The sequence below is a fragment of the Micromonospora sp. R77 genome (assembly GCF_022747945.1).
In the GTDB taxonomy this organism is placed as follows: domain Bacteria; phylum Actinomycetota; class Actinomycetes; order Mycobacteriales; family Micromonosporaceae; genus Micromonospora.
Genome location: NZ_JALDST010000001.1, coordinates 4,562,114 through 4,581,543 on the forward strand (window position 1 = coordinate 4,562,114; position 19,430 = coordinate 4,581,543).

Annotated in this window: 16 protein-coding genes and 1 pseudogene; 8 read left to right on the forward strand and 9 right to left on the reverse strand. The window is 74.5% G+C overall.

The features are described 5' to 3' along the window. Window positions 1-12 precede the first annotated feature (12 nt). On the reverse strand, window positions 13-1,098 hold the full coding sequence (locus MRQ36_RS21535) for a phosphotransferase family protein (protein ID WP_242798098.1): 1,086 nt from the start codon (window positions 1,096-1,098) through the stop codon (window positions 13-15). Between the two features lie 149 nt (window positions 1,099-1,247). Between MRQ36_RS21535 and MRQ36_RS21540 the strand changes: the two genes are divergently transcribed. Together MRQ36_RS21540 and MRQ36_RS21545 are read left to right on the forward strand one after the other, a co-directional pair. Next, window positions 1,248-1,952 (forward strand): amino acid-binding protein, encoded by a 705-nt coding sequence (locus tag MRQ36_RS21540; protein WP_242798100.1) that lies wholly within the window; start codon window positions 1,248-1,250, stop codon window positions 1,950-1,952. Window positions 1,953-2,043: 91 nt separating this feature from the next. Continuing rightward, window positions 2,044-3,147, forward strand: a complete 1,104-nt coding sequence (locus tag MRQ36_RS21545) for a GNAT family N-acetyltransferase (RefSeq protein WP_374250537.1) — start codon at window positions 2,044-2,046, stop codon at window positions 3,145-3,147. Window positions 3,148-3,311: 164 nt separating this feature from the next. Here the strand turns inward: MRQ36_RS21545 and MRQ36_RS21550 are convergent, their stop codons facing one another. Beyond that, the gene (locus tag MRQ36_RS21550) at window positions 3,312-4,877 is read right to left on the reverse strand and encodes an aldehyde dehydrogenase family protein (protein WP_242798102.1); all 1,566 of its coding nucleotides are present in this window, start codon (window positions 4,875-4,877) and stop codon (window positions 3,312-3,314) included. 579 nt (window positions 4,878-5,456) lie between these two features. Beyond that, window positions 5,457-6,242 (reverse strand): LPXTG cell wall anchor domain-containing protein, encoded by a 786-nt coding sequence (locus tag MRQ36_RS21555; RefSeq protein WP_242798104.1) that lies wholly within the window; start codon window positions 6,240-6,242, stop codon window positions 5,457-5,459. Between the two features lie 373 nt (window positions 6,243-6,615). Here MRQ36_RS21555 and MRQ36_RS21560 point away from each other — a divergent pair, with 373 nt between their 5' ends. Next, a complete protein-coding gene (locus MRQ36_RS21560; RefSeq protein ID WP_242798106.1) occupies window positions 6,616-9,483 on the forward strand; it encodes a glycoside hydrolase family 9 protein in 2,868 nt (955 codons plus the stop codon). A gap of 52 nt (window positions 9,484-9,535) precedes the next feature. On the opposite strand, the gene MRQ36_RS21565 is transcribed toward MRQ36_RS21560, so the two are convergent. Further along, the gene (locus MRQ36_RS21565; RefSeq protein ID WP_242798108.1) at window positions 9,536-10,489 is read right to left on the reverse strand and encodes a DUF559 domain-containing protein; all 954 of its coding nucleotides are present in this window, start codon (window positions 10,487-10,489) and stop codon (window positions 9,536-9,538) included. Window positions 10,490-10,693: 204 nt separating this feature from the next. Between MRQ36_RS21565 and MRQ36_RS21570 the strand changes: the two genes are divergently transcribed. Next, complete coding sequence (locus tag MRQ36_RS21570; protein ID WP_242798110.1) at window positions 10,694-11,224, forward strand: DUF488 family protein; 531 nt, start codon at window positions 10,694-10,696, stop codon at window positions 11,222-11,224. Between the two features lie 22 nt (window positions 11,225-11,246). Here MRQ36_RS21570 and MRQ36_RS21575 read toward each other — a convergent pair whose 3' ends face one another. The 3 genes from MRQ36_RS21575 to bioB are packed head-to-tail and all read right to left on the reverse strand — an operon-like array spanning window position 11,247 to window position 13,019. Continuing rightward, window positions 11,247-11,753 carry a GNAT family N-acetyltransferase gene (locus MRQ36_RS21575; RefSeq protein WP_242798112.1) on the reverse strand — a complete coding sequence of 169 codons (507 nt, stop codon included), beginning with the start codon at window positions 11,751-11,753 and terminating at the stop codon, window positions 11,247-11,249. Between the two features lie 3 nt (window positions 11,754-11,756). Continuing rightward, window positions 11,757-11,987: a hypothetical protein gene (locus MRQ36_RS21580; RefSeq protein ID WP_242801278.1), complete on the reverse strand. Its 231-nt coding sequence runs from the start codon at window positions 11,985-11,987 to the stop codon at window positions 11,757-11,759. Window positions 11,988-12,023: 36 nt separating this feature from the next. Beyond that, window positions 12,024-13,019 (reverse strand): biotin synthase BioB, encoded by a 996-nt coding sequence (bioB, locus tag MRQ36_RS21585; RefSeq protein ID WP_242798114.1) that lies wholly within the window; start codon window positions 13,017-13,019, stop codon window positions 12,024-12,026. Window positions 13,020-13,196: 177 nt separating this feature from the next. Between bioB and MRQ36_RS21590 the strand changes: the two are divergent. Beyond that, window positions 13,197-14,390, forward strand: a pseudogene (locus tag MRQ36_RS21590) (8-amino-7-oxononanoate synthase). An 82-nt stretch (window positions 14,391-14,472) separates the two neighbouring features. Next, the gene (gene bioD / locus MRQ36_RS21595) at window positions 14,473-15,177 is read left to right on the forward strand and encodes a dethiobiotin synthase (protein ID WP_242801281.1); all 705 of its coding nucleotides are present in this window, start codon (window positions 14,473-14,475) and stop codon (window positions 15,175-15,177) included. Between the two features lie 6 nt (window positions 15,178-15,183). On the opposite strand, the gene MRQ36_RS21600 is transcribed toward bioD, so the two are convergent. Further along, the gene (locus tag MRQ36_RS21600; RefSeq protein ID WP_242798115.1) at window positions 15,184-16,347 is read right to left on the reverse strand and encodes a cytochrome P450; all 1,164 of its coding nucleotides are present in this window, start codon (window positions 16,345-16,347) and stop codon (window positions 15,184-15,186) included. 9 nt (window positions 16,348-16,356) lie between these two features. After that, a complete protein-coding gene (locus tag MRQ36_RS21605; protein ID WP_242798116.1) occupies window positions 16,357-17,025 on the reverse strand; it encodes a methyltransferase in 669 nt (222 codons plus the stop codon). A gap of 180 nt (window positions 17,026-17,205) precedes the next feature. On the opposite strand from MRQ36_RS21605, the gene MRQ36_RS21610 reads away from it, so the two are divergent. Both MRQ36_RS21610 and MRQ36_RS21615 read left to right on the forward strand, forming a co-directional pair. Then, complete coding sequence (locus MRQ36_RS21610; protein ID WP_242798117.1) at window positions 17,206-18,057, forward strand: hypothetical protein; 852 nt, start codon at window positions 17,206-17,208, stop codon at window positions 18,055-18,057. A gap of 137 nt (window positions 18,058-18,194) precedes the next feature. Continuing rightward, window positions 18,195-19,391: an alkane 1-monooxygenase gene (locus MRQ36_RS21615; protein ID WP_242798118.1), complete on the forward strand. Its 1,197-nt coding sequence runs from the start codon at window positions 18,195-18,197 to the stop codon at window positions 19,389-19,391. Window positions 19,392-19,430: the final 39 nt, after the last annotated feature.

Below are 19,430 nucleotides of genomic sequence, written 5' to 3' on the forward strand. Positions count from 1 at the left end.
GCGGGTGCGGCGTCACTTCTCCCGGACGGCGTGCAGGCCGTGGTCGACCAGGGGGGCGACCATGTCGCCGATCCGGTCGAAGCCGCCGCCCAGGGTCTGGCCGAGGGTGTGCCGGTAGTGGATGCCCTCGCAGATCACCGCGAGCTTGAAGCAGCCGAGCGCCACGTGCCAGTGCAGCGGGCCGACGTCGACGTCGCTGCGGCCGGCGTACCGGTTGATCAGCTCGTCGCCGGTGGGGAAGCCGGCCCGGGGCCCGATGCCGTCGGCCACCGGGTTGCCCTCGGCCAGCTCGCTGTCGCCGAGCACGCTCCAGTACGTCAGCAGCAGCCCCAGGTCGGCGAGCGGATCGCCGAGGGTGGCCATCTCCCAGTCCAGCACCGCGCGCACCGCGACCGGGTCGACGGAGGCCATCAGGTTGTCCAGCCGGTAGTCGCCGTGCACGATCCGGCCGGCGTTGGCGCCCTCGGGGACGGTGTCGGCGAGCGCGTCGCGCAGCTCGTCGATGCCGGGCAGGTCGCGGCTGCGGGACCGGTCGAGCTGGCCGGCCCAGCGGCGGACCTGCCGGCCCAGGTAGCCCTCGGGGCGGCCGAAGTCGGCCAGCCCGGCCGTGGTCGGCTCGACCATGTGCAGCGCGGCGAGGGTGTCCATCATCGCCATGGCCAGGTCGTGCCGCTGCCCGTCGGTGAGCGGGTCGGTCTGCTGCCGGGTCCGGTAGACCTCGCCGTCGACCTTCTCCATCAGATAGAACGGCGCGCCGATCACCGCCTCGTCGGCGCAGAACAGCACCGCCGCCGGGACCGGTACGTCGGTCGGTGCCAGCGCGGAGATCACCCGGTGCTCGCGGGCCATGTCGTGCGCGGTGGCCAGCACGTGCCCGAGCGGCGGCCGGCGCAGCACCAGCTCCCGGTCACCGGCGCCGAGCAGATAGGTCAGGTTGGACTTGCCGCCGGCGATCAGCCGGGCGTGCAGCGGACCGGCCAGCTCGGGCCGGTGCTCGGCGAGGTACGCGGCGAGCCGGTCGAGGTCCACGCCCTTCGGCGGTCGGCCGGCGTCCGGTCCGGTCGTGGTCTGGGTGTGGTCGACGGCCGGCTCGGTCATCCGAACAGTTGATGGCAGGTCAGCCTCATTGTCAAGGTCGGATTTTCCGCCCGGGACATGCCTCGGCAACAGGGGCGAAACGGTCGGCCCGCAGGCTGGTCCCAGCCTGCCGACCGTGACGGCCGGCCCGCCGAGCGGAGGGACCAGACATGTTGCTGAGAGTTCGGGTGACGCTGCCGGACCGACCCGGCACGCTCGGGCAGGTGGCCCGGACCCTGGGCGTGGCCGGGGCCGACATCGTCCAGGTGGTGGTGCTGGAGCGGCTCGGCGGGCGGGCCGTCGACGACTTCACCGTGGTGTGGCCGGGCGCGGCCCGGGTGGAGCGGCTGCTCGCCGGGCTGGCCGCCATCCCCGGGGTCCGGGTGGACGGGGTGTGGCGGGCGATCGGCACCCCGACCACCACCGGGCAGGACGCCGAACTCCTGGCGCAGATCGCCGCCAACCCGGCCGACGGGGTCGCCACCCTGGTCGACGCGGTGCCGGGGCTGCTCGCGGCGGACTGGGCGGTGGCTGCGGTCGTACCCCTGGACTGGGCCGCGCGCAGCGGCGGGCCGAGCGCGGCGACGGTCGGGCAGGCGAGCTGGCGGGCACCGGTCCCGCCGCGGCTGCCGGAGGTGACCCCGCTGCGCGCCCGGTCGATGACCGCTCCCGACGGCACCCACTACGCGGTCGCGCCGTTCGGTCGGGCCGGCCTGGTGCTGGTGGTGGCCCGGGAGCACACCGGGCCGCTGACCGCCGCCGCGTTCCACGCCACCGAGGTGGACCGGCTGGCGCAGCTCGTCCGCGCCGGCGCGGTGATCCTCGGCGACCGGCTCGACCTGGTCGGCGGGCCGGCGGGCGTCACCGGCAGCTGAGCACGCGGAACGGTTGCCGGGCCGTCACCGCCGGGCAACGGCCCGGCAACAGCCGGCCGGCAGGGTGAGGTTCGGGGGAAGGGAGCCAACCATGGCGCTGTGGCGGATCAGAGCCACCGTGGACGACCGGCCGGGTTACCTGTCGGTGCTCACGGCGAGCCTCGCGTTGCGCGGGGTCAACATCCTCTCCGTGCAGGTGCACACCACCGAGGCGGGGGCGGTCGACGACTTCCTCGTCGACGCGCCGGACGACCTCGACGAGGCCGGCCTGCTGGCCGCCGTCGAGCGGGGCCGGGGGCGGGACTGCTGGGTGGCGCGCAGCGAGGCGCGTGGCCTGGTCGACCAGCCGACCCGGGTCCTCGGCCTGGCCGCCTGGCTGGTCCGGGACCCGAGGCGACCGGACGGAGGCGCTGCGCGCCCTTGCTCGGCGCCGACGTGGTCAGCTGGCGGCCGGCGGCGGGCCGGTCGGGGATCGGCGCGCACACCATGCTGCTGGCCGACCCGGCCGGCGGCCGTACGAGCTGCGCCGGGCCGCGCCCGGTTTCACCCCCGCCGAGTACGCCCGGGCGCAGGCGCTGGTCGAGCTGGCGGCGACCGTGGTCCGCCGGTCGGCCGACCGGGTCACCCTGCTGCTGCCCGACGGGGCGGAGCTGGTGGTCCGGCCGGCGACGGCGGACGACCTGCCGGGCGTGCTGGAGCTGCACGAGGCGTGTTCGGCGCGCAGCCGGCAGCGGCCACCTCAGCGGGGCGGCCGGCCCGTCGCCGTCCCGGCTGCGGCGGCTGCTGGAGCCGGCCCGGGGCTGACCCTGGTCGCGACGGCCACCGGCGCGGACGGACGGCGGAACCGGTGGTGGCGATGGCGAACCTGCTCGGCGAGGGGGACGAGGCGGAGGCGGCGCTGCTGGTACGGGACGACTGGCAGCGGCGGGGTCTGGGCACCGCCCTGCTGCGTCGGCTGGTCGGGCACGCCGAGCGGGCCGGGTACGCCGCCCTGCTGCTGCACGTCCAGGCGCAGAACACGCCGATGCTGCGGACCGTGGCCCGGCTGGGCCGGCCGATGCCGTCCGAGCGGGACGGTTGCCTGCTCACGGTCACCGTGCCGCTGGGCGTCGTGCGACCTCGGCGGCCCGGTGCCGGGGCGCGGCCGGCCACGCTCGCCGGCCCCGCGACCGTCGCCGCCGACCGGCCGCACTGAGCTGACGGTCGCGGGTCGCGACGCCCCCGGTGCCGCACCGGTGCCGTCCGAGCCGTGACCCTGCCGGCGCCGGGATTCCCGGTGCCATTGGGCCGACCTCCGGTGCGGGGGGCGGTACGACGAACAGGGCCTCCGGTGCGGGGGCCCTGTTCGTCGTGGACGGCTCAGGTGGCCGGGTAGCTGCTGTAGTCCGGGAAGTTGCCGTAGAGCCGGCCGTCGCCACCCACGGTGACCGCCTGCACCAGCAGGTCGCCGCCGACGAAGGCACCCTTCCAGGAGGCACCCCGGCCGCCGAACGGCTCGTCCCGGTCACCGCGCGAGCGCGGCTTGTTGATGCCCACCTTGAACGCCTGGAGGTCGACCGCGAGCTTCGCCGCCTCGTCGGTGTCGTCGCAGGCGAGCGAGGCCACCAGGGCCCCGTTGGAGGCGTTCATGGCGGCCAGCAGCTCGTCGGTGGTGTCCACCACGACGATGGTGTCGACCGGTCCGAACGGCTCGGCGTGCATCAGCCGGGACCGGCCGGGCGGGGCGAGCAGCACGGCCGGCGCCACGTACGCGGAGGTGTCCTGGCCGTCGAGGAAGGGCGCGCCGTCGAGCTTGCCCCGGTGCAGCGGGACCGCGCCGCCGCGTACCGCCTCGTCGACCTTGCGGCGCAGCTCGTCGGCCTTGGCGCCGCTGATCAGCGGGCCGAAGTCGAGTTCGGGCAGCGGGTCGCCGGCCTGCCAGCTCTCGTCCACGGCGAGCGGGTGACCGAAGCGCACCGAGCGGACGACCGGCAGGTACATGTCGAGGAACTCGTCGACCAGGTCGCGCTGGACCACGAACCGCGGGTACGCGGTGCAGCGCTGCTTGCCGTACTCGAATCCCTTCTTCAGGTGCGCGGCGAGCAGGTCCCACTGGGAGAAGTTCCAGATGCCCCAGGCGTTGAGCCCTTCCTGCTCGATGAAGTGCCGCTTGTCGGAGTCGAGCAGCGCGGCGGCGACCTTGCCGCCGTTGGAGCGCCCGCCGACGAAGGCGACCGCACCGATCTCGGGGGCGCGGACGAGCACCTCGGAGAGCTCCTCGCCGCTGCCCGAGAGCAGCGTGGCGGGCAGGCCGGCCCGGCGCATCAGCGCGTGCGCGACGGTGAGGCAGACGGCGCCGCCCTGCGAGGGGGTCTTGGCGATCACCGCGTTGCCGGCGAGGAGCTGCACCAGTTCCGCGTGGACCAGCACGCTCATCGGATAGTTCCAGGAGGCGATGTTGCTGACCGGGCCGGGCAGCGGCTCCCGGCCGTCGGCGAGCATCCGGTCGATCTCCTGGACGTACCACCGGACGCCGTCGAGCGCCCGGTCCACATCGGCGCAGGCCAGCCGCCACGGCTTGCCGATCTCCCAGACCAGCAGCATGGCGAGCAGGTCGCGGTGGGCGGTGAGGGCGTCCAGGGCGTCGGTGACCCGGGCCTTGCGGTCGGCGAGCGGGGTCTGCGCCCAGTCGCGGTGCGCGGCGGCGGCGTGCGCGACGGCGGCGCGGGCCGAGTCGGCGTCGAGGCGGGCCAGGTCGACCAGGACGGTGTTGTCGACCGGGGTGCGGACCGGCGTGGGTGCGCCGACCGCCCGCCAGTCGCCTTCGATCAGGTTGTGCAGCCGGGTCCGGCCGTCGGCGGAGGACCCGAAGGCCTCCGGGGTGGCGGCCACCGCCCGGGCGAGGGTGTCGGACCAGGCGGTGCCGTCGGCGAGTCTGAGAGCCATCGCATTCTCCTCAGGGTTGACCGGGGGAGCGGCGGCGTCGATGGCACCGCTGGTGTGGCGTACTGTCCCGCGCCGTCGAGCGCGGCGGCAACCGTACGCTCGTATGCCAGGACACCAGGCTCGCCGCCGGGCACCGACCGCGCGTGCGTGCGGCCACCGCCCACCGGCCTTGAACTGGGGGTACGCCTCAAAGCGATAGACAAACGTCGATCATGTGATCCATCTCCGGCCGCCGTCGACCGGGTTACCCGTCAGTACGCACCAGGTGGTCCACCGGTTCAGCCGTACCTCCGGCGAACCTCCCGGTCCCGGATCGCCGACCGCCTCGCGGCCCTCTCCCCGCCGCGCCATCGCGCCCCGACCGCCCGGCCGCCGCACGCAGGTCGCCGAGCGGCCCACCCGGCGAGGGGCCGACACTCTGCCCGCCGCCTCCACGGTGGTCGCGGAGGCTACGAACTTGATGACAAAGATGAATCACCGCCCCGCCCGGCGGGGCAGAGCGTCGCCGGAGCCGGCCCGGAAACGCGGGACCGGCCGCCGGACGGGGTCCGACGGCCGGTCCGCGAGCGGACGCGAGGGTCAGCTGGTGAAGGTGATCTTGTCGCGCCGACGGCGCAGCGTCATCAGCACCACGCCGCCCACGATCAGGGCGAGGCCGGTCAGCGAGATGCTGGTCGCCGCCACGCCGGTCAGCGGCAGGCCGCCCTCGCTGCCACCGCCACCGCCGCCACCCGCCGAGCCCGACGGGACGGCGGACGGGGTGACGGACGGGTTCTCCGACGGGCTCTCGGAGCCACCCGGCGTCGGGGTCGGCGTCTCCTCGCCCGGCGTGGACGGCGTCGGCGTCGGTGCCGGGGACTCGGTCGTCGCCGAGGGCGTCGGCGTCGGGGAGGCCGTGGTCGGGGTGCCGGCGCACGCGTGGCTCAGGTTGAACTTGTCGGCCGTGCCGCTGATGACGGCGCTGCCGTCGACCAGGGTCCAACCCGCCGGGGTGAAGACGTAGGCGTGGATGGTCCGCGGCGCCTTGCCACCGGTGGAGTAGAAGTGGTCCGGGTAGGCGTCGGACGCGTCCGGCACCGTGACCTCGACCTGGTTGGTGCCGTCGGTGAAGGTCAGCTCCAGGCTCTGGAAGCTGCCGGACGCGTTGCCACCGGGCAGGACGAAGTGCCAACCGTCCTGGTTGTCCGCGAGGCCGGCGAACCGCTCGTCGTCGCACTGCTGCTGAGCCTGGGCCGCCGTGGTGCCCTTGTGGGCGGGGTTGAGACTGGTGGTCGACTCGGCCCAGGCGGGGGTGGCGAGCGCGAGAGTGGCCGTGGCGGCGGCTGCGGTGAGGGCAGCGCGCGCCACGTGCCGACGCTGTGGCATGAGAAATCCTCCGGGATGGGGAGAGGGGACGGCACATGATCCCACCCCGTACCGCTGGTGCGGGCATCGGACGATCAGCCTGAGCTGGGACGACGTGCCGGCGGGAAGTGCAGACCGGGCAACTTCGCACCCGGTTTCCACGCGTGTCGCCGTAACACGGAACGCCGCTCCGGCGCTCCGCACCCGCCATGTGCGGGGCGCTCGCGGGGGCGGTGTCTTCACAAACCCGTGAGATCGGCATTACATTGTCGACTATCCATGGGAGCGCTCCCGAGGCTTCCGCGGCTCACCCCACCACCACCGTTGCGCGGCAGCGCCGACCACCCCGACGTCGGTCGGTGCCGCCGTGCGACGTCACCGACAGGAGTTCGCCATGCGCCACCCGATCCGGCCGCCGGGGCGGAGCCGACCCTGGCTGCGCCGCCTGCTCGCCGCCGGCACCGCCCTCGGCGCCGGCCTGACCATGGCCGTCACCGCACCCCGCCCCGCCCCGGCGGTCGCCGCGCCCGCCTTCAACTACGCCGAGGCGCTGCAGAAGTCGCTCTTCTTCTACGAGGCACAGCAGTCCGGGAAGAAGCCGGCCTGGAACCGGGTCTCCTGGCGCGGCGACTCCGCGCTCACCGACGGCGCCGACGTCGGGCTCGACCTCACCGGCGGCTGGTACGACGCCGGCGACCACGTCAAGTTCGGCTTCCCGATGGCCTTCAGCGCCACCATGCTCGCCTGGGGCGCGGTCGACTACCGGGACGGTTACGTCGCCTCCGGGCAGCTCCCGTACCTGCTGAACAACCTGCGCTGGGTCAACGACTACTTCGTCAAGGCGCACCCCGCCCCGAACGTCCTCTACGGACAGGTCGGCAAGGGCGACGACGACCACAAGTGGTGGGGGCCGGCCGAGGTGCTGCCTATGGCGCGGCCCGCGTACAAGATCGACGCCAGCTGTGGCGGCGCGGACCTGGCGGGGGAGACGGCGGCGGCGATGGCCGCGTCGTCCATGGTGTTCCGGCCCACCGATCCGGCCTACGCCGACAAGCTGCTCGGGCACGCGAAGCAGCTCTACACCTTCGCCGACACGGTGCGGAAGAGCTACCACGAGTGCATCACCGACGCCACCAGCTTCTACCGCTCGTGGAGCGGCTACCAGGACGAGCTGGTCTGGGGCGCGACCTGGCTCTACCGGGCCACCGGCGACGCGAGCTACCTCGCCAAGGCCGAGAGCGAGTACGACAAGCTCGGCAACGAGAACCAGACCACCACGAAGTCCTACAAGTGGACCCTCGCCTGGGACAACAAGCAGTTCGGCGCGTACGTGCTGCTGGCCAACCTGACCGGCAAGCAGAAGTACGTCGACGACGCGAACCGCTGGCTCGACTGGTGGACCGTCGGCGTGAACGGCTCCCGGGTGAACTACTCGCCCGGCGGGGAGGCCGTCCTCGACTCCTGGGGCTCGCTGCGCTACGCCGCCAACACCGCCTTCGCCGCCCTGGTCTACAGCGACAAGACCACCGACGCGACCCGTAAGGCGCGCTACCACGACTTCGCCGTCAGGCAGATCAACTACGCGCTCGGCGACAACCCGCGCAACTCCAGCTACCTGATCGGCTTCGGCACCAACTCCCCGAAGAACCCGCACCACCGCACCGCGCACGGTTCCTGGTGGGACAGCCAGACCGTGCCCACCGAGACCCGGCACGTGCTCTACGGCGCGCTGGTCGGCGGCCCGTCCTCGGCCAACGACGCGTACACCGACAGCCGGTCGGACTACGTGATGAACGAGGTCGCCACCGACTACAACGCCGGCTTCACCTCCGCCCTGGCCCGGCTGTCGAAGGAGTACGGCGGCACCCCGCTCGCCAACTTCCCGGTCGCCGAGCAGCCCGACATGGACGAGCTGACCGTGGAGACCACGGTGATGCAGGCCGAGACCCGGGCCACCGGGCTGAAGGCGGTCATCTACAACAAGTCCGCCTTCCCGGCCCGGGCGCTGACCACGGCGAAGTTCCGCTACTACTTCCGCCCCGACGGCACCGGCCCGGTGCAGGTCACCCCCGGCTACACCCAGGGCTGCCCGTCGCCGTCCACCGCCAAGCAGTACAGCGCCGACATCTGGTACGTCGAGGTCGACTGCACCGGCTGGACCATTGCGCCGGCCGGGCAGTCGCAGCACCGGATGGAGGTCCAGTTCAAGATCGGCGTACCGGAGGGGGGCACCTGGGACCCGACGAACGACCCGTCGTACCAGGCCGCCGCCGGGCCGAACCGGAAGGTGCCGCTCTATTCGAACGGAGCGAAGGTCTGGGGCGACGAGCCCGGACCGGCCACCCCGGACACCACCGCGCCGACCACCCCGGGCACCCCGGTCGCCTCGGCGGTCACCTCGACCGGGCTCACCCTGACCTGGCCCGCCGCCACCGACACCGGCGGCAGCGGACTGGCCGGCTACGACATCACCCAGGCGCAGGTCGGCAGCGACGCCCTCGTGCTGCTGAAGTCGACGACGAACACCCTCGCCGTCACCGGGCTGCTGCCGGAGCGGACGTACCAGTTCAGCGTGGTCGCCCGCGACGGCGCCGGCAACCGGTCGACGGCCTCGCCGACGGTCAGCGTCACCACCCCGGCCGCACCCGCCGCGGACACCACCCCGCCGACCGCCCCCGGCACGCCCACCGCCTCGGCGGTCGGCCCGACCGGGCTCACCCTCGCCTGGGGCCCGGCCACCGACAACGTCGGCGTCACCGGCTACCGGGTGTACCGCGGCGGGACCGTCCTCGTCGGGTCGACCGCGGGGACCAGCCTCGCGGTCACCGGCCTCACCGCCGCCACCGCGTACACCTTCACCGTGGTCGCGGTGGACGCGGCCGGCAACGTCTCCGCGGCCTCCGCGCCGGTCACCGTGACCACCGCGGACCCGCCGGCGTCCGGCGGCTGCACGGTCGGGTACGTCACCAGCAGCTGGGACAGCGGCTTCACCGCGAACATCACCGTCACCAACACCGGTACGGCCACGATCACCGGCTGGACGCTCGGCTTCACCTTTCCGAGCACCGGGCAGAAGGTCGGCCAGGGCTGGTCGGCCAACTTCACCCAGACCGGCACCGCCGTGACCGCGTCGAACGTCTCCTACAACGGCACCCTCGCCCCGGGCGCGTCGACCAGCTTCGGCTTCAACGGCACCCACACCGGCACCAACCCCCGACCCACCTCCTTCACCCTCAACGGCACCCCCTGCACCGTCTCCTGAAATAGTGATCTTGGACGGTTGTCGTTCCTGGTGAACGGCAACCGTCCAAGATTCACGTGGGAGGCGTCCAACCGGCGGCGCGGAGGGCGCGGTGGAGGGTGGCGGCTGTCTCGTCGGGGTGGGCGCGGATCTGCCAGGCGGGGAAGCGGAGGATCCGGTCGCCGGTCGTCCAGATGTCGTTCTGGCGGCGCATGTCGTCGGCCCACTGCCGGGCGTCCATGTGGTGCGCACCGTCGATCTCGACGTGCAGTCGCCACTCCCGCCAGTACGCGTCCAGCCAGCGGGTCCGGCCGGCCTGGTCCGTCCGGCGCTCCTGCAGGTCGGGCGGGGGAAGCCCGTGCCGGCGGCAGAGCGCCAGGAAGTGGAGCTCCGACAGCGCCTCCGCGCCACCGGCGATGTCGGCCACCGTCCGTCGGATCAGGTGTCGTCGTCGGGCCCGGGGCAGTACGTCGACGACCGCGCCGATCTCCTCCGGCGACACCCGGCGCTGTTGGCAGGCCGCCGCCAGCACCAGCTGCGCCTCCCGCACGCCGCTCGCCCAGCCGGCCGCGTCGACCACCGCCCTGGCGGTGGTCGTCCGTGGCGGTCGGGCGAGCTGGAGATGAGCCTCGGGCAGCACCGACGTGCGGTGCACCAGGACCGCCGGCATGTCCGCCGGCAGACCGCGCATGATCCGCCCCGCCCGCCGGTCCGCCGGCACGAGAACGTGCAGCGGTGCGGATCGCAGCCCCCGGACACCGCCCTCCGTGGCGGCCGTCGTGCCGGCCAGCACCGCTGCCCGGCCGGCGGCGAGCACGGCCACCCACAGCTGCTGATCGCGGGTCAGTCGCCCGTTGCCGGTGAGCAGGACGCCGCGACAGATCGAGCGCCAGCGTCCGGAGCGCACCCGGCCCCGCACCAGGCCCGCGGTGAGCATCCGCGTCGCCTGGGCGCTGGTGAGCACCCCGGACTGCTCGAACGCCAACCAGTCCAGCGCGGACGCCTCGTCGTCGGGAAGCAGAGCCATCCGCCGAGACTGACCCGGACGCCCCGCCACCGCCGCCCCGAACCGCCTCACGCGCGTAACGCGCCGCGCCGCCCGCCCGCCGCCGCGCCGCCCCGCGCCGCGCCGCCCGCCGCGCGGCACGCGGCACGCGGCACGCGGCGAATCTTGGACGGTTGTCGTTCGTGGTGAACGGTATGTGTCCAAGATTCGGGGCACTCTGTCGTGGTGGAGCGGGCGTTGGTGACGGTGGGGCACGGGACGGCCGACCGGGAGCGGCTGGGGGAGCTGCTGGTCGGGGCGGGCGTGGCGCTGGTGGTGGACGTGCGACGGTATCCGACCAGCCGGACCAACCCGGACGTGCGGCAGGAGGCCCTCGAACAGTGGCTGCCCGAGGCGGGGGTCGCCTACCGGTGGGCGCCCGCCCTCGGCGGGCGCCGGCACCTGCGGGCCGGGGAGCCCGACCCGGACACCTGGTGGACCGTCGCGGCCTTCCGGGCCTACGCGGCCTACACCCGTACGGCGCAGTTCGACGCGGCGCTGGACGCGGTCCTCGCCGACGCCGCCCGGCGTACCACTGCGGTGCTGTGCAGCGAGAGCGTGTGGTGGCGCTGCCACCGGCGGCTGATCGCCGACGTCACGGTGCTCGGCCGGGGCGTGCCGGTCGAGCACCTGATGCCCGACGGTCGACTCAGCCCGCACCGCCCCGCCGAGGGTGCCCGCCGGCTCCCCGACGGCCACCTGATCTGGGACGGCTGACCCCGCGCGCCGACGGTGGCGCTCAGCGCGGCAGGTCGTCGGCGAGCAGGTCCATCAGCAGGCCGTCGTGCCAGCGGCCGTCCGCGCCGCGCTCGTAGCGGCGCATGATGCCCACCGGACGGAAACCCACCTTCGCGTACGCCCGGATCGCCGCGGTGTTCGCCGCCGCCGGGTCGACCGTGAACCGGTGGTGTCCGTGCTCCTCGACCAGGTGCCGGACCAGGGTCCGGATGGCGTCCCCGCCGAGGCCGGTGCCGCGTACCGCCGGGTCGAGGAAGACGTCCAGGCTGGCGTGGCGGTAGTCGGGGTCGGTCTCGGCGTACCACTGGATGGCGCCGACCACCCGGCCGTCGTGCTCGACGGCGTAGACGGTCAGCTCGTCGTCGGCCAGGTCGGCGCGGACCGCACCGGCCAGGTCGTCGTCGCCGCGCCACCAGCGCCGCACCTCCGGGGTGGCCCGGATCGCCGCGAGGGCGGGCACGTCCGCCCCGGTCACCGGCCGCAGCGTCACCGACTGCCCCCGCAGCACGGCTCAGCCCCGGCTCTCGCCGTGCGCGACACAGACCGCCGACCAGCCGACCGGCAGCACCTGCACCTTCATCCGCCGGCGGCAGTGCACGCAGTAGCGCGGCGGCTCCAGCGCCTGCGCCGCCGCGCACGCCAAGTGGCCGCCGGTGGCGGCGTCCTCGCCGCAGCGGTCGCACCAGCGCGCCGGCACGGGTGCGCCGGACACCGCGGCCTCGCCGCTGCGCTGCGCCGGCACGGGCTCGACAAGCTCGGTCACCTCAGCCTCACCGCATCACAGCGTCGCCGAGAGCGCCTTGACGGGCATCTTCAGGTCGTCCAGCAGCTCCAGGTCGGCGGTCGCCGGCCGGCCCAGCGTGGTCAGGTAGTTGCCGACGATCACCGCGTTGATGCCACCCAGCAGACCGTCCCGAGTGCCGAGGTCACCGAGGGTGATCTCGCGACCGCCCGCGTACCGGAGGATGGTGCGCGGCATGGCCAGCCGGAACGCGGCGATGGCCCGCAGCGCGTCCTTGCCCTCGACCACCGGGCGGTCACCGAGCGGGGTGCCCGGGCGGGGGTTGAGGAAGTTCAGCGGCACCTCGTGCGGGTCCAGCGCGGCGAGCTGCGCGGCGAACTCGGCCCGCTGCTCCACCGTCTCGCCGAGGCCGAGGATGCCGCCGCAGCAGACCTCCATGCCCGACTCGCGGACCATCGTCAGCGTCTCCCAGCGCTCCTCCCAGGAGTGCGTGGTGACCACGTTCGGGAAGTAGGAGCGGCAGGTCTCCAGGTTGTGGTTGTAGCGGTGCACGCCCATCTCGACCAGCTCGTCGACCTGCTCCTGGCTGAGCATGCCCAGCGAGGCGGCGACCTGGATGTCGACCTCCGCCTTGATCGCGGCGACGCCCTCGCGCATCTGCTTCATCAGCCGGGCGTCCGGGCCGCGCACGGCGGCCACGATGCAGAACTCCGTCGCCCCGGTCGCCGCGGTCTGCTTCGCCGCCTCGACCAGCGACGGAATGTCCAGCCAGACCGACCGGACCGGCGAGGTGAACAGGCCGGACTGGGAGCAGAAGTGGCAGTCCTCCGGGCAGCCGCCGGTCTTCAGCGAGACGATGCCCTCGACCTCGACCTCCGGGCCGCACCAGCGCATCCGCACCTCGTGGGCGAGCTGCAGGGCGGCGGGGACGTCTTCGTCGGGCAGGTTGAGCACGGCGAGGACACCGGCCTCGTCGAGGCCGACGCCGTTCTCCAGCACCTGGGTACGGGCCTGGTCGAGGATCTCTGGCATGGCTCGTACCCTACAAGGCCGGTCCGACGCCCCGAAACGACCGAGGCCGGCCGCCGGACCGGCCGCGCCCCGGCCACCGGCGGGGCTACCCGCGCCACGCCGGTGCCGGCCGGGCGGGTGGTAATTTCGCCCGGCGGACGCGCCCGCGGACGGGCAACGACGGCGGGAGGAGTGACGGTGGCGGACTGGCTGGCGGCCCTCGACCGCCGCGCCGACCTGCGCGCCAAGGCGGGACTGACCCGCCGGTTGCGCCCGCGCGCCGCCGACGACGCGGTCGTCGACCTGGCCGGCAACGACTACCTCGGCCTGGCCACCCACCCGGAGGTCACCGCCGCCGCGCGCGGCCCTGTCCCGGTACGGGCTGGGGGCGACCGGGTCGCGGCTGGTGCGCGGCTCCACCGACCTGCACCACGACCTGGAGGACGCGCTCGCCGACTGGCTGGGCACCGACCGGGCGCTGGTGTTCTCCTCCGGCTACCTGGCCAACCTGGCCGCCGTCCGGGGCCTGGTGCAGCCGCGGACGCTGCTCGTCTCCGACGCCCACAACCACGCCTCGCTGATCGACGGCTGCCGGATCTCCGGCGCCGAGACCGTGGTGACCCGCACGCCGACGTCGACGCGGTGGCCGCGGCGCTGGCTGCGGCACCCGGCCGGCCGGCGGTGGTGGTGACCGAGTCGGTCTTCTCCGTTGACGGCGACCTCGCGCCGCTGGCCCGGCTGCACGTGGTCGCCCGCCGGCACGGCGCGCTGCTGCTGGTGGACGACGCGCACGCGCTCGGTGTCGTCGGTCCCGCCGGCGCCGGCGGAGTGGTCGCCGCGGGCCTGGCGGGAGAGCCGGACGTGGTGGTGACCGCGACCCTGTCCAAGGCGCTCGGCGGGGCGGGCGGCGTGGTGGCCGGCCCGGCCGAGTTCGTCCGCCACCTGGTGGAGACCGGGCGGACGTTCATCTTCGACACCGCGCTGCCCCCCGCCGTGGCCGCCGGGGTCGCCGTGGCGCTGCGGCTGGCCCGCGCCGGTGACCCGCTCCGCGCCGAACTGGCCGACCGGGCCGCGCTCGCGGTGCGTCGGTTGGGTGCGGCCGGGCTGACCGTCTCCGCCCCCGACGCGGCGGTGGTCTCGGTGACCGCACCGGGCCCGGAGGCGGCGACGACCTGGGCGGCCGACTGCCGCGACCGGGGGATCGCGGTGGGCTGCTTCCGCCCGCCGTCCACCCCGGACAGCCGCTCCCGCCTCCGCCTCACCATCAGCGCCGGCGTGCCCCGCGCCGATTTCGAGCGGGCGCTCGACGTCATCGTGGAGTGTTCACCCGTGAGCGCGAGGAGTGAGCCGGTTTTGCGAGCCCCGCAGTCGCGAACCGAGGTGGCGCCGTGAGCGCGAGGAGTGAGCCGGTTTTGCGAGCCCCGCAGTCGCGAACCGAGGTGGCGCCGTGAGTGATGGTGCGTGGACCGGGCCGGTGCTGGTGACGGGGACGGACACCGAGGTCGGCAAGACCGTGGTGACCGCGGCGATCGCGGCGGCCGCGCAGGCCGCCGGCATGCGGGTGGCCGTGATCAAGCCCGGCCAGACGGGTACGGCCACCGGCGACCCCGGCGACGTCGACTCGGTGACCCGGCTGGCCGCCCCGCTGACCGGCCGCACCCTGGCCAGCTATCCGGATCCGCTCGCCCCGCTCGCCGCGGCCCGGGTCGCCGAGCTGGAGCCGCTGGAGCTGTACACCGCCGTCGACGCGATCCGCGCGGAGGTCGACAAGCACGACCTGGTGCTGGTCGAGGGGGCCGGCGGGCTGCTCGTACCGATGGGGTTGCGCCCGTCGGGAAAGCCCTGGACGGTGGCCGACCTGGCGGTGTCGCTGGGCGCCCCGGCCGTGGTGGTGGCCCGCGCCGGGCTCGGCACGCTCAACCACACCGCGCTCACCCTGGAGGCGCTGGAGCGGCGGGCCGTCCCGGCCGGAGTCGTGGTCGGCGCGTGGCCGGCGGACCCGGAGCTGGTGCACTGGTCCAACCTGACCGACCTGCTGCCCAACCTGCTGGGCGCGGTGCCGATGGGTGCCGGGGCGATGGATCCCGGGGTGTTCCGCCGGTCCGCCCCGGGCTGGCTCACCCCGGCGCTCTACGGGGTGCTGGACGACTGGCGGGCCTGGGCCGAGGAGAGCGGCTGACGGTCGTCAGCCCCGGCGGACCACGAAGGTGTCCGGCATCCGGAAGGTGAGGTTGTCCGGGCACCACGGCGGCCGGACCACGGTCACCCCGTCGAGCAGCGACGCGGCCTCGGCGACCACCACCGCCGCCTCCATCCGGGCCAGGTGGGCGCCCACGCAGCGGTGCGCGCCCGCCCCGAAGGCCAGGTGCCGGCGGGACCCGGGTTGGCCGGGCCGGAAGCCCGTCGGGTCGGTCACCACCTCCGGGTCCCGTCCGGCCCGGGCCAGCCAGGCGACGATGCTGGTGCCCGCCGGCACCGCCGTCCCGCCCAGCGTGGTGTCCACCGCGGCCACCCGGCGCCAGGTGACGATCGGCGGCTCCAGCCGCAGCCCCTCCTCGACCACGTCGGCCACCGCGACCCGCCCGGCGCGCAGCCCGGCCCGGACCTCGAGTTCACCGGCCAGCCGGTGCAGCAGCAGGGTGAGGAACTGCGAGGTGGTCTCCTGCCCGGCGACGAGCAGGAAGAACAGTGCACCGACCACCACGTCGGGGGAGTGCCCGGCAGCCCGCAGCCGGGCGGCCAGCCCACCGCCGGTGGCGGCGAAGTCCCGCAACACGGTGTGGAACCGGCCCACCTCGGCGGCGAGGGTGAGTTGCCGGGACTCGTCCAGCGGGGCCCAGAAGAGTTCCAGCGCGGCGCGGGCGAAGTCCTTCACCACGCCGACCGGGGCGGCCGGCAGCTCCACCAGGCGGGCCAGCACCAGCAGCGGCAGGTCGGCGGCGAGGTCGGCGTACAGGTCCACCGGCTCGCCCGCGTCGAGGGCGGCGGCCAGCCGGGTCACCCGCTGCCGGACCAGGGTGGTCAGCCAGGGCTGCTGGGCGGCCACCCGGGTCGGGTGCAGCGCGTCGGCGACGATGCCGCGCAGCTCCGGGTGGGTCGGGCCGGCGTTGTTGGCCAGGGTCGGCGGGAGCCGGAACCGGTGCCGGGCCAGCACCCGCAGGGCGGCCACCGGCATCGGGGTCACCGCGTCGAGGGCGTTGTCCGGCCGGAAGGTCACCGGGTCGGTGAGCAGCCGTTTGACCAGCGCGTGCCGGGTGACCACCAGGTGCCGAACACCGACGTGGTCGACCACGGTCGACACGTCGGGCCACCGCGCGTCGACGGCCTCCCCCCAGCCCCGGAACAGCACGGCGACACGCTAGCGGGCGGCTCCCGGCGGCCTCGGGTCCAGCTCCCACACGGTGGTGCGCTTCACCCGTACGCTCTCCAGCGCCTCCGGCACCGGGACGTCGTAGGCGGCCAGTTCGTGGAAGCGTTCGCGGGGCAGGAAGGCACGGCCGGGGTCGCCGACGAGCACCCGCGCGCCGGACCGGGCGGCCCGGAGCAGGAAGCGCAGCATCCGCTTCGCCATCGCCTCGCTGTAGAAGACGTCCCCGGCGACCACCACCTCGGCGCCGCCGGCGTCGGCGTCGAGGATGTCGCCGAGTTCGGCGTCGACGCGTACCCCGTTGGCCTCGGCGTTGAGCGCGACGGCCGCGACGGCCCGCTCGTCGACCTCGACGGCGCGGACGGCGGCGGCGCCGGCCCGCGCGGCGGCGATGGCGACCAGGCCGGAGCCGGCGGCCAGGTCGAGGACCCGGCGGCCGGCGACCAGCTCGGGGTGGTCGGTGACGTAGCGGGCGAGCCCCTGGCCGCCCGCCCAGGCGAAGGCCCAGAACGGTGGCGGCTGGGAGCTGCGGAACTCGCCCTCGGTCAGCTCCCACAGGCCGATCGGTTCGTCGGCCTGGTGCAGCCGCACCTCGGGGACGAACGGGACCGGCGCGAGCCGGGCGTGCAGCCGGACGAAGGCCGCGGAGAGATCGGACACCCCGCTGATTCTGCCCGGGACCCGGTGCCCGGCGTGTCGCGGGGCGACCGTGACCGGTTCACCACTGTCGGTGATTTCGTCCCCCGTCCTTCGCGGTGCGTGCGAACACGCCCGTCTACCGGCTTGCCGGGGCCGCCCATAGCGTTGCCAGGTGGACGCGACCGACGGGAGGGCGAGGCGGTGGTGCGGGTGTGGCGGTACGCGCTGCGGATCGGGGTGGTGCTGGCCTGTCTGTCCGGGGCGGGTCTGGGCGTCGCCGGGCCGGCGCGGGCGGCGGCCTTCTCCACCGAGCTGAGCGGCCTGCCGGACGAGTTCACCGCGGGCGACCGGGTGGAGACCCTGTCCGCCGTGGTGTCCCGGCAGGACGGTGGGGACTGCGTCAAGGTGCGCTGGTCGATGGTGGTCCGGGTGCGCGGGTTGCGGCTGGACCAGGTGAAGATGGACCGGGTGGAGGATTCCGGGGAGTTCCCGTTGGAGATCCGGACCGAGGGGGACGTGGCCCGGTTGACCGACCGGCAGTTGGACCCGGGCACCCTCTGCCCGGGTCGGACCGTGACGGCCCGCTACCGGGTGGCCTTCGCCGAGGAGGTCACGCAGGGGCGGGTGAGTTTCGCCGCCGAGGCGTACGACCAGAACCTGCGGCTGCTCGCCCGGCAGACGGCGACCCGGGGTGTGGTCGGACCGGACGGCGGGGCGACGCCGAGCGAGCCGACGCCGTCACCGTCGTCGAGCAGCGCCGAGCCGTCCGGGACGCCGACCGAGGAGCCCTCCGCCGAGGATCCCGCCGACGCCGTGCCGAGTGACGAGGCGGTGGCGGAGCTGCCGCCGGGGGCGGCCGGTCGACCGGCGGCGCAGTCCGCCGGCTTCGGCGTGGTGCAGGCGGCGTTCCTGCTCGGTGGTCTGCTGCTCTTCCTCGGGGCGGGTCTGCTGCTGCGGTTGCGGCAGCTGATGCGGCCGGCCGACGACGAGGTGTCGGGTCGACCGTTCGAGCGCCGCGCCCGACCGGGGCGGTGGCGACCGGCACGCCGCTGACCGGGGTGTGCGGGGCCGGGAGGGTGGTTCTCCCGGCCCCTCTTCCGCTCTCCGGCGCTTTACAAAAACACGGCTCTTGTAAAATAGAGTGACGGCTGCCACAGTCTGAGGTGTTCCGACCGCATCGGAGGCTGACGATGACCAGCGGCACCGCACCGACCCTCCCGTCCCGCACCTGGCGCGACCCCCGCAAACCGCTCTGGCCGCTCGCGCTGCTCGTCCCGGTGCTGCCCTTCCTCGGCTGGTGGGGGTGGCACGCCACCGGCGGCACCTGGGCCTGGTGGCTCACCCCGCTGGTGGTCTTCGGCGCCATTCCGGTGGTCGACCTGCTCATCGGCGACGACCGGAGCAATCCCCCGGAGGAGGCGGTGCCCCGCCTCGCGGCCGACGGCTACTACCGCTGGCTGACCTACCTCTATCTCCCTGCCCAGTACGCCGCACTCGTGCTCTGCTGCGCCGTCTGGGCCGGTGGCCGCCTCTCCTGGCTCGGCGCCGCCGGCCTGGTCGCCACGGTCGGGGTGGTCAACGGCATCGCCATCAACACCGCCCACGAACTCGGTCACAAGCGCGAGACGGCGGAACGCTGGCTCTCCAAGATCGCCCTCGCGCCCACCGCCTACGGGCACTTCCACGTCGAGCACAACCGGGGCCACCACACCCGGGTCGCCACCCCGGAGGATCCGGCCAGCTCCCGGCTCGGGGAGAGCTTCTGGGCGTTCTGGCCGCGTACCGTCTCGGGCAGCCTGCGCTCGGCCTGGCGGCTGGAGAGCAGCCGGTTCCGGCTGCGCGGCCGCAGCCCGTGGACGTGGCGCAACGACGTCCTCAACGCCTGGGCGATGACCGTGCTGCTCTTCGGGCTGCTGACGGTCGCCTTCGGGCCCGGGGTGCTGCTCTTCCTGGCGCTCCAGGCGGTGGTCGGCTTCTCCCTGCTGGAAGTGGTCAACTACCTGGAGCACTACGGGCTGGCCCGGCAGCGCACCGCCGCCGGCCGCTACGAGAAGGTCGACCCCCGGCACAGCTGGAACAGCGACCGTACGGTCACCAACGTCTTCCTCTTCCAGCTGCAGCGGCACAGCGACCACCACGCCAACCCGCTGCGCCGCTACCAGACCCTGCGCAGCTTCGACTCGTCGCCGCGGCTGCCCGCCGGCTACGCCACCATGGTGGTCGCCGCGCTGGTGCCGCCGCTCTGGCGACGGGTGATGGACGACCGGGTGCTCGCCCACTACGACGGCGACCTCGGCCGGGCCAACGTCCACCCGCCGGCCCTGCGTCGGCTGCGGGAGCGCCGGCGCCGTGGCCCGGCGGCCACCCCGCGACCGTACGCCGGCTGACCGGCCCCGCCCGCGCCTTCCGCGACGGTGCCGTGTCCC

Coding starts and splice junctions, on each gene's coding strand:
- MRQ36_RS21535 (WP_242798098.1), bottom strand. CDS start 1,098: ATGACCGAGCCGGCCGTCGACCACACCCAGACCACGACCGGACCGGAC.
- MRQ36_RS21540 (WP_242798100.1), top strand. CDS start 1,248: ATGTTGCTGAGAGTTCGGGTGACGCTGCCGGACCGACCCGGCACGCTC.
- MRQ36_RS21545 (WP_374250537.1), top strand. CDS start 2,044: ATGGCGCTGTGGCGGATCAGAGCCACCGTGGACGACCGGCCGGGTTAC.
- MRQ36_RS21550 (WP_242798102.1), bottom strand. CDS start 4,877: ATGGCTCTCAGACTCGCCGACGGCACCGCCTGGTCCGACACCCTCGCC.
- MRQ36_RS21555 (WP_242798104.1), bottom strand. CDS start 6,242: ATGCCACAGCGTCGGCACGTGGCGCGCGCTGCCCTCACCGCAGCCGCC.
- MRQ36_RS21560 (WP_242798106.1), top strand. CDS start 6,616: ATGCGCCACCCGATCCGGCCGCCGGGGCGGAGCCGACCCTGGCTGCGC.
- MRQ36_RS21565 (WP_242798108.1), bottom strand. CDS start 10,489: ATGGCTCTGCTTCCCGACGACGAGGCGTCCGCGCTGGACTGGTTGGCG.
- bioB (WP_242798114.1), bottom strand. CDS start 13,019: ATGCCAGAGATCCTCGACCAGGCCCGTACCCAGGTGCTGGAGAACGGC.
- MRQ36_RS21615 (WP_242798118.1), top strand. CDS start 18,195: ATGACCAGCGGCACCGCACCGACCCTCCCGTCCCGCACCTGGCGCGAC.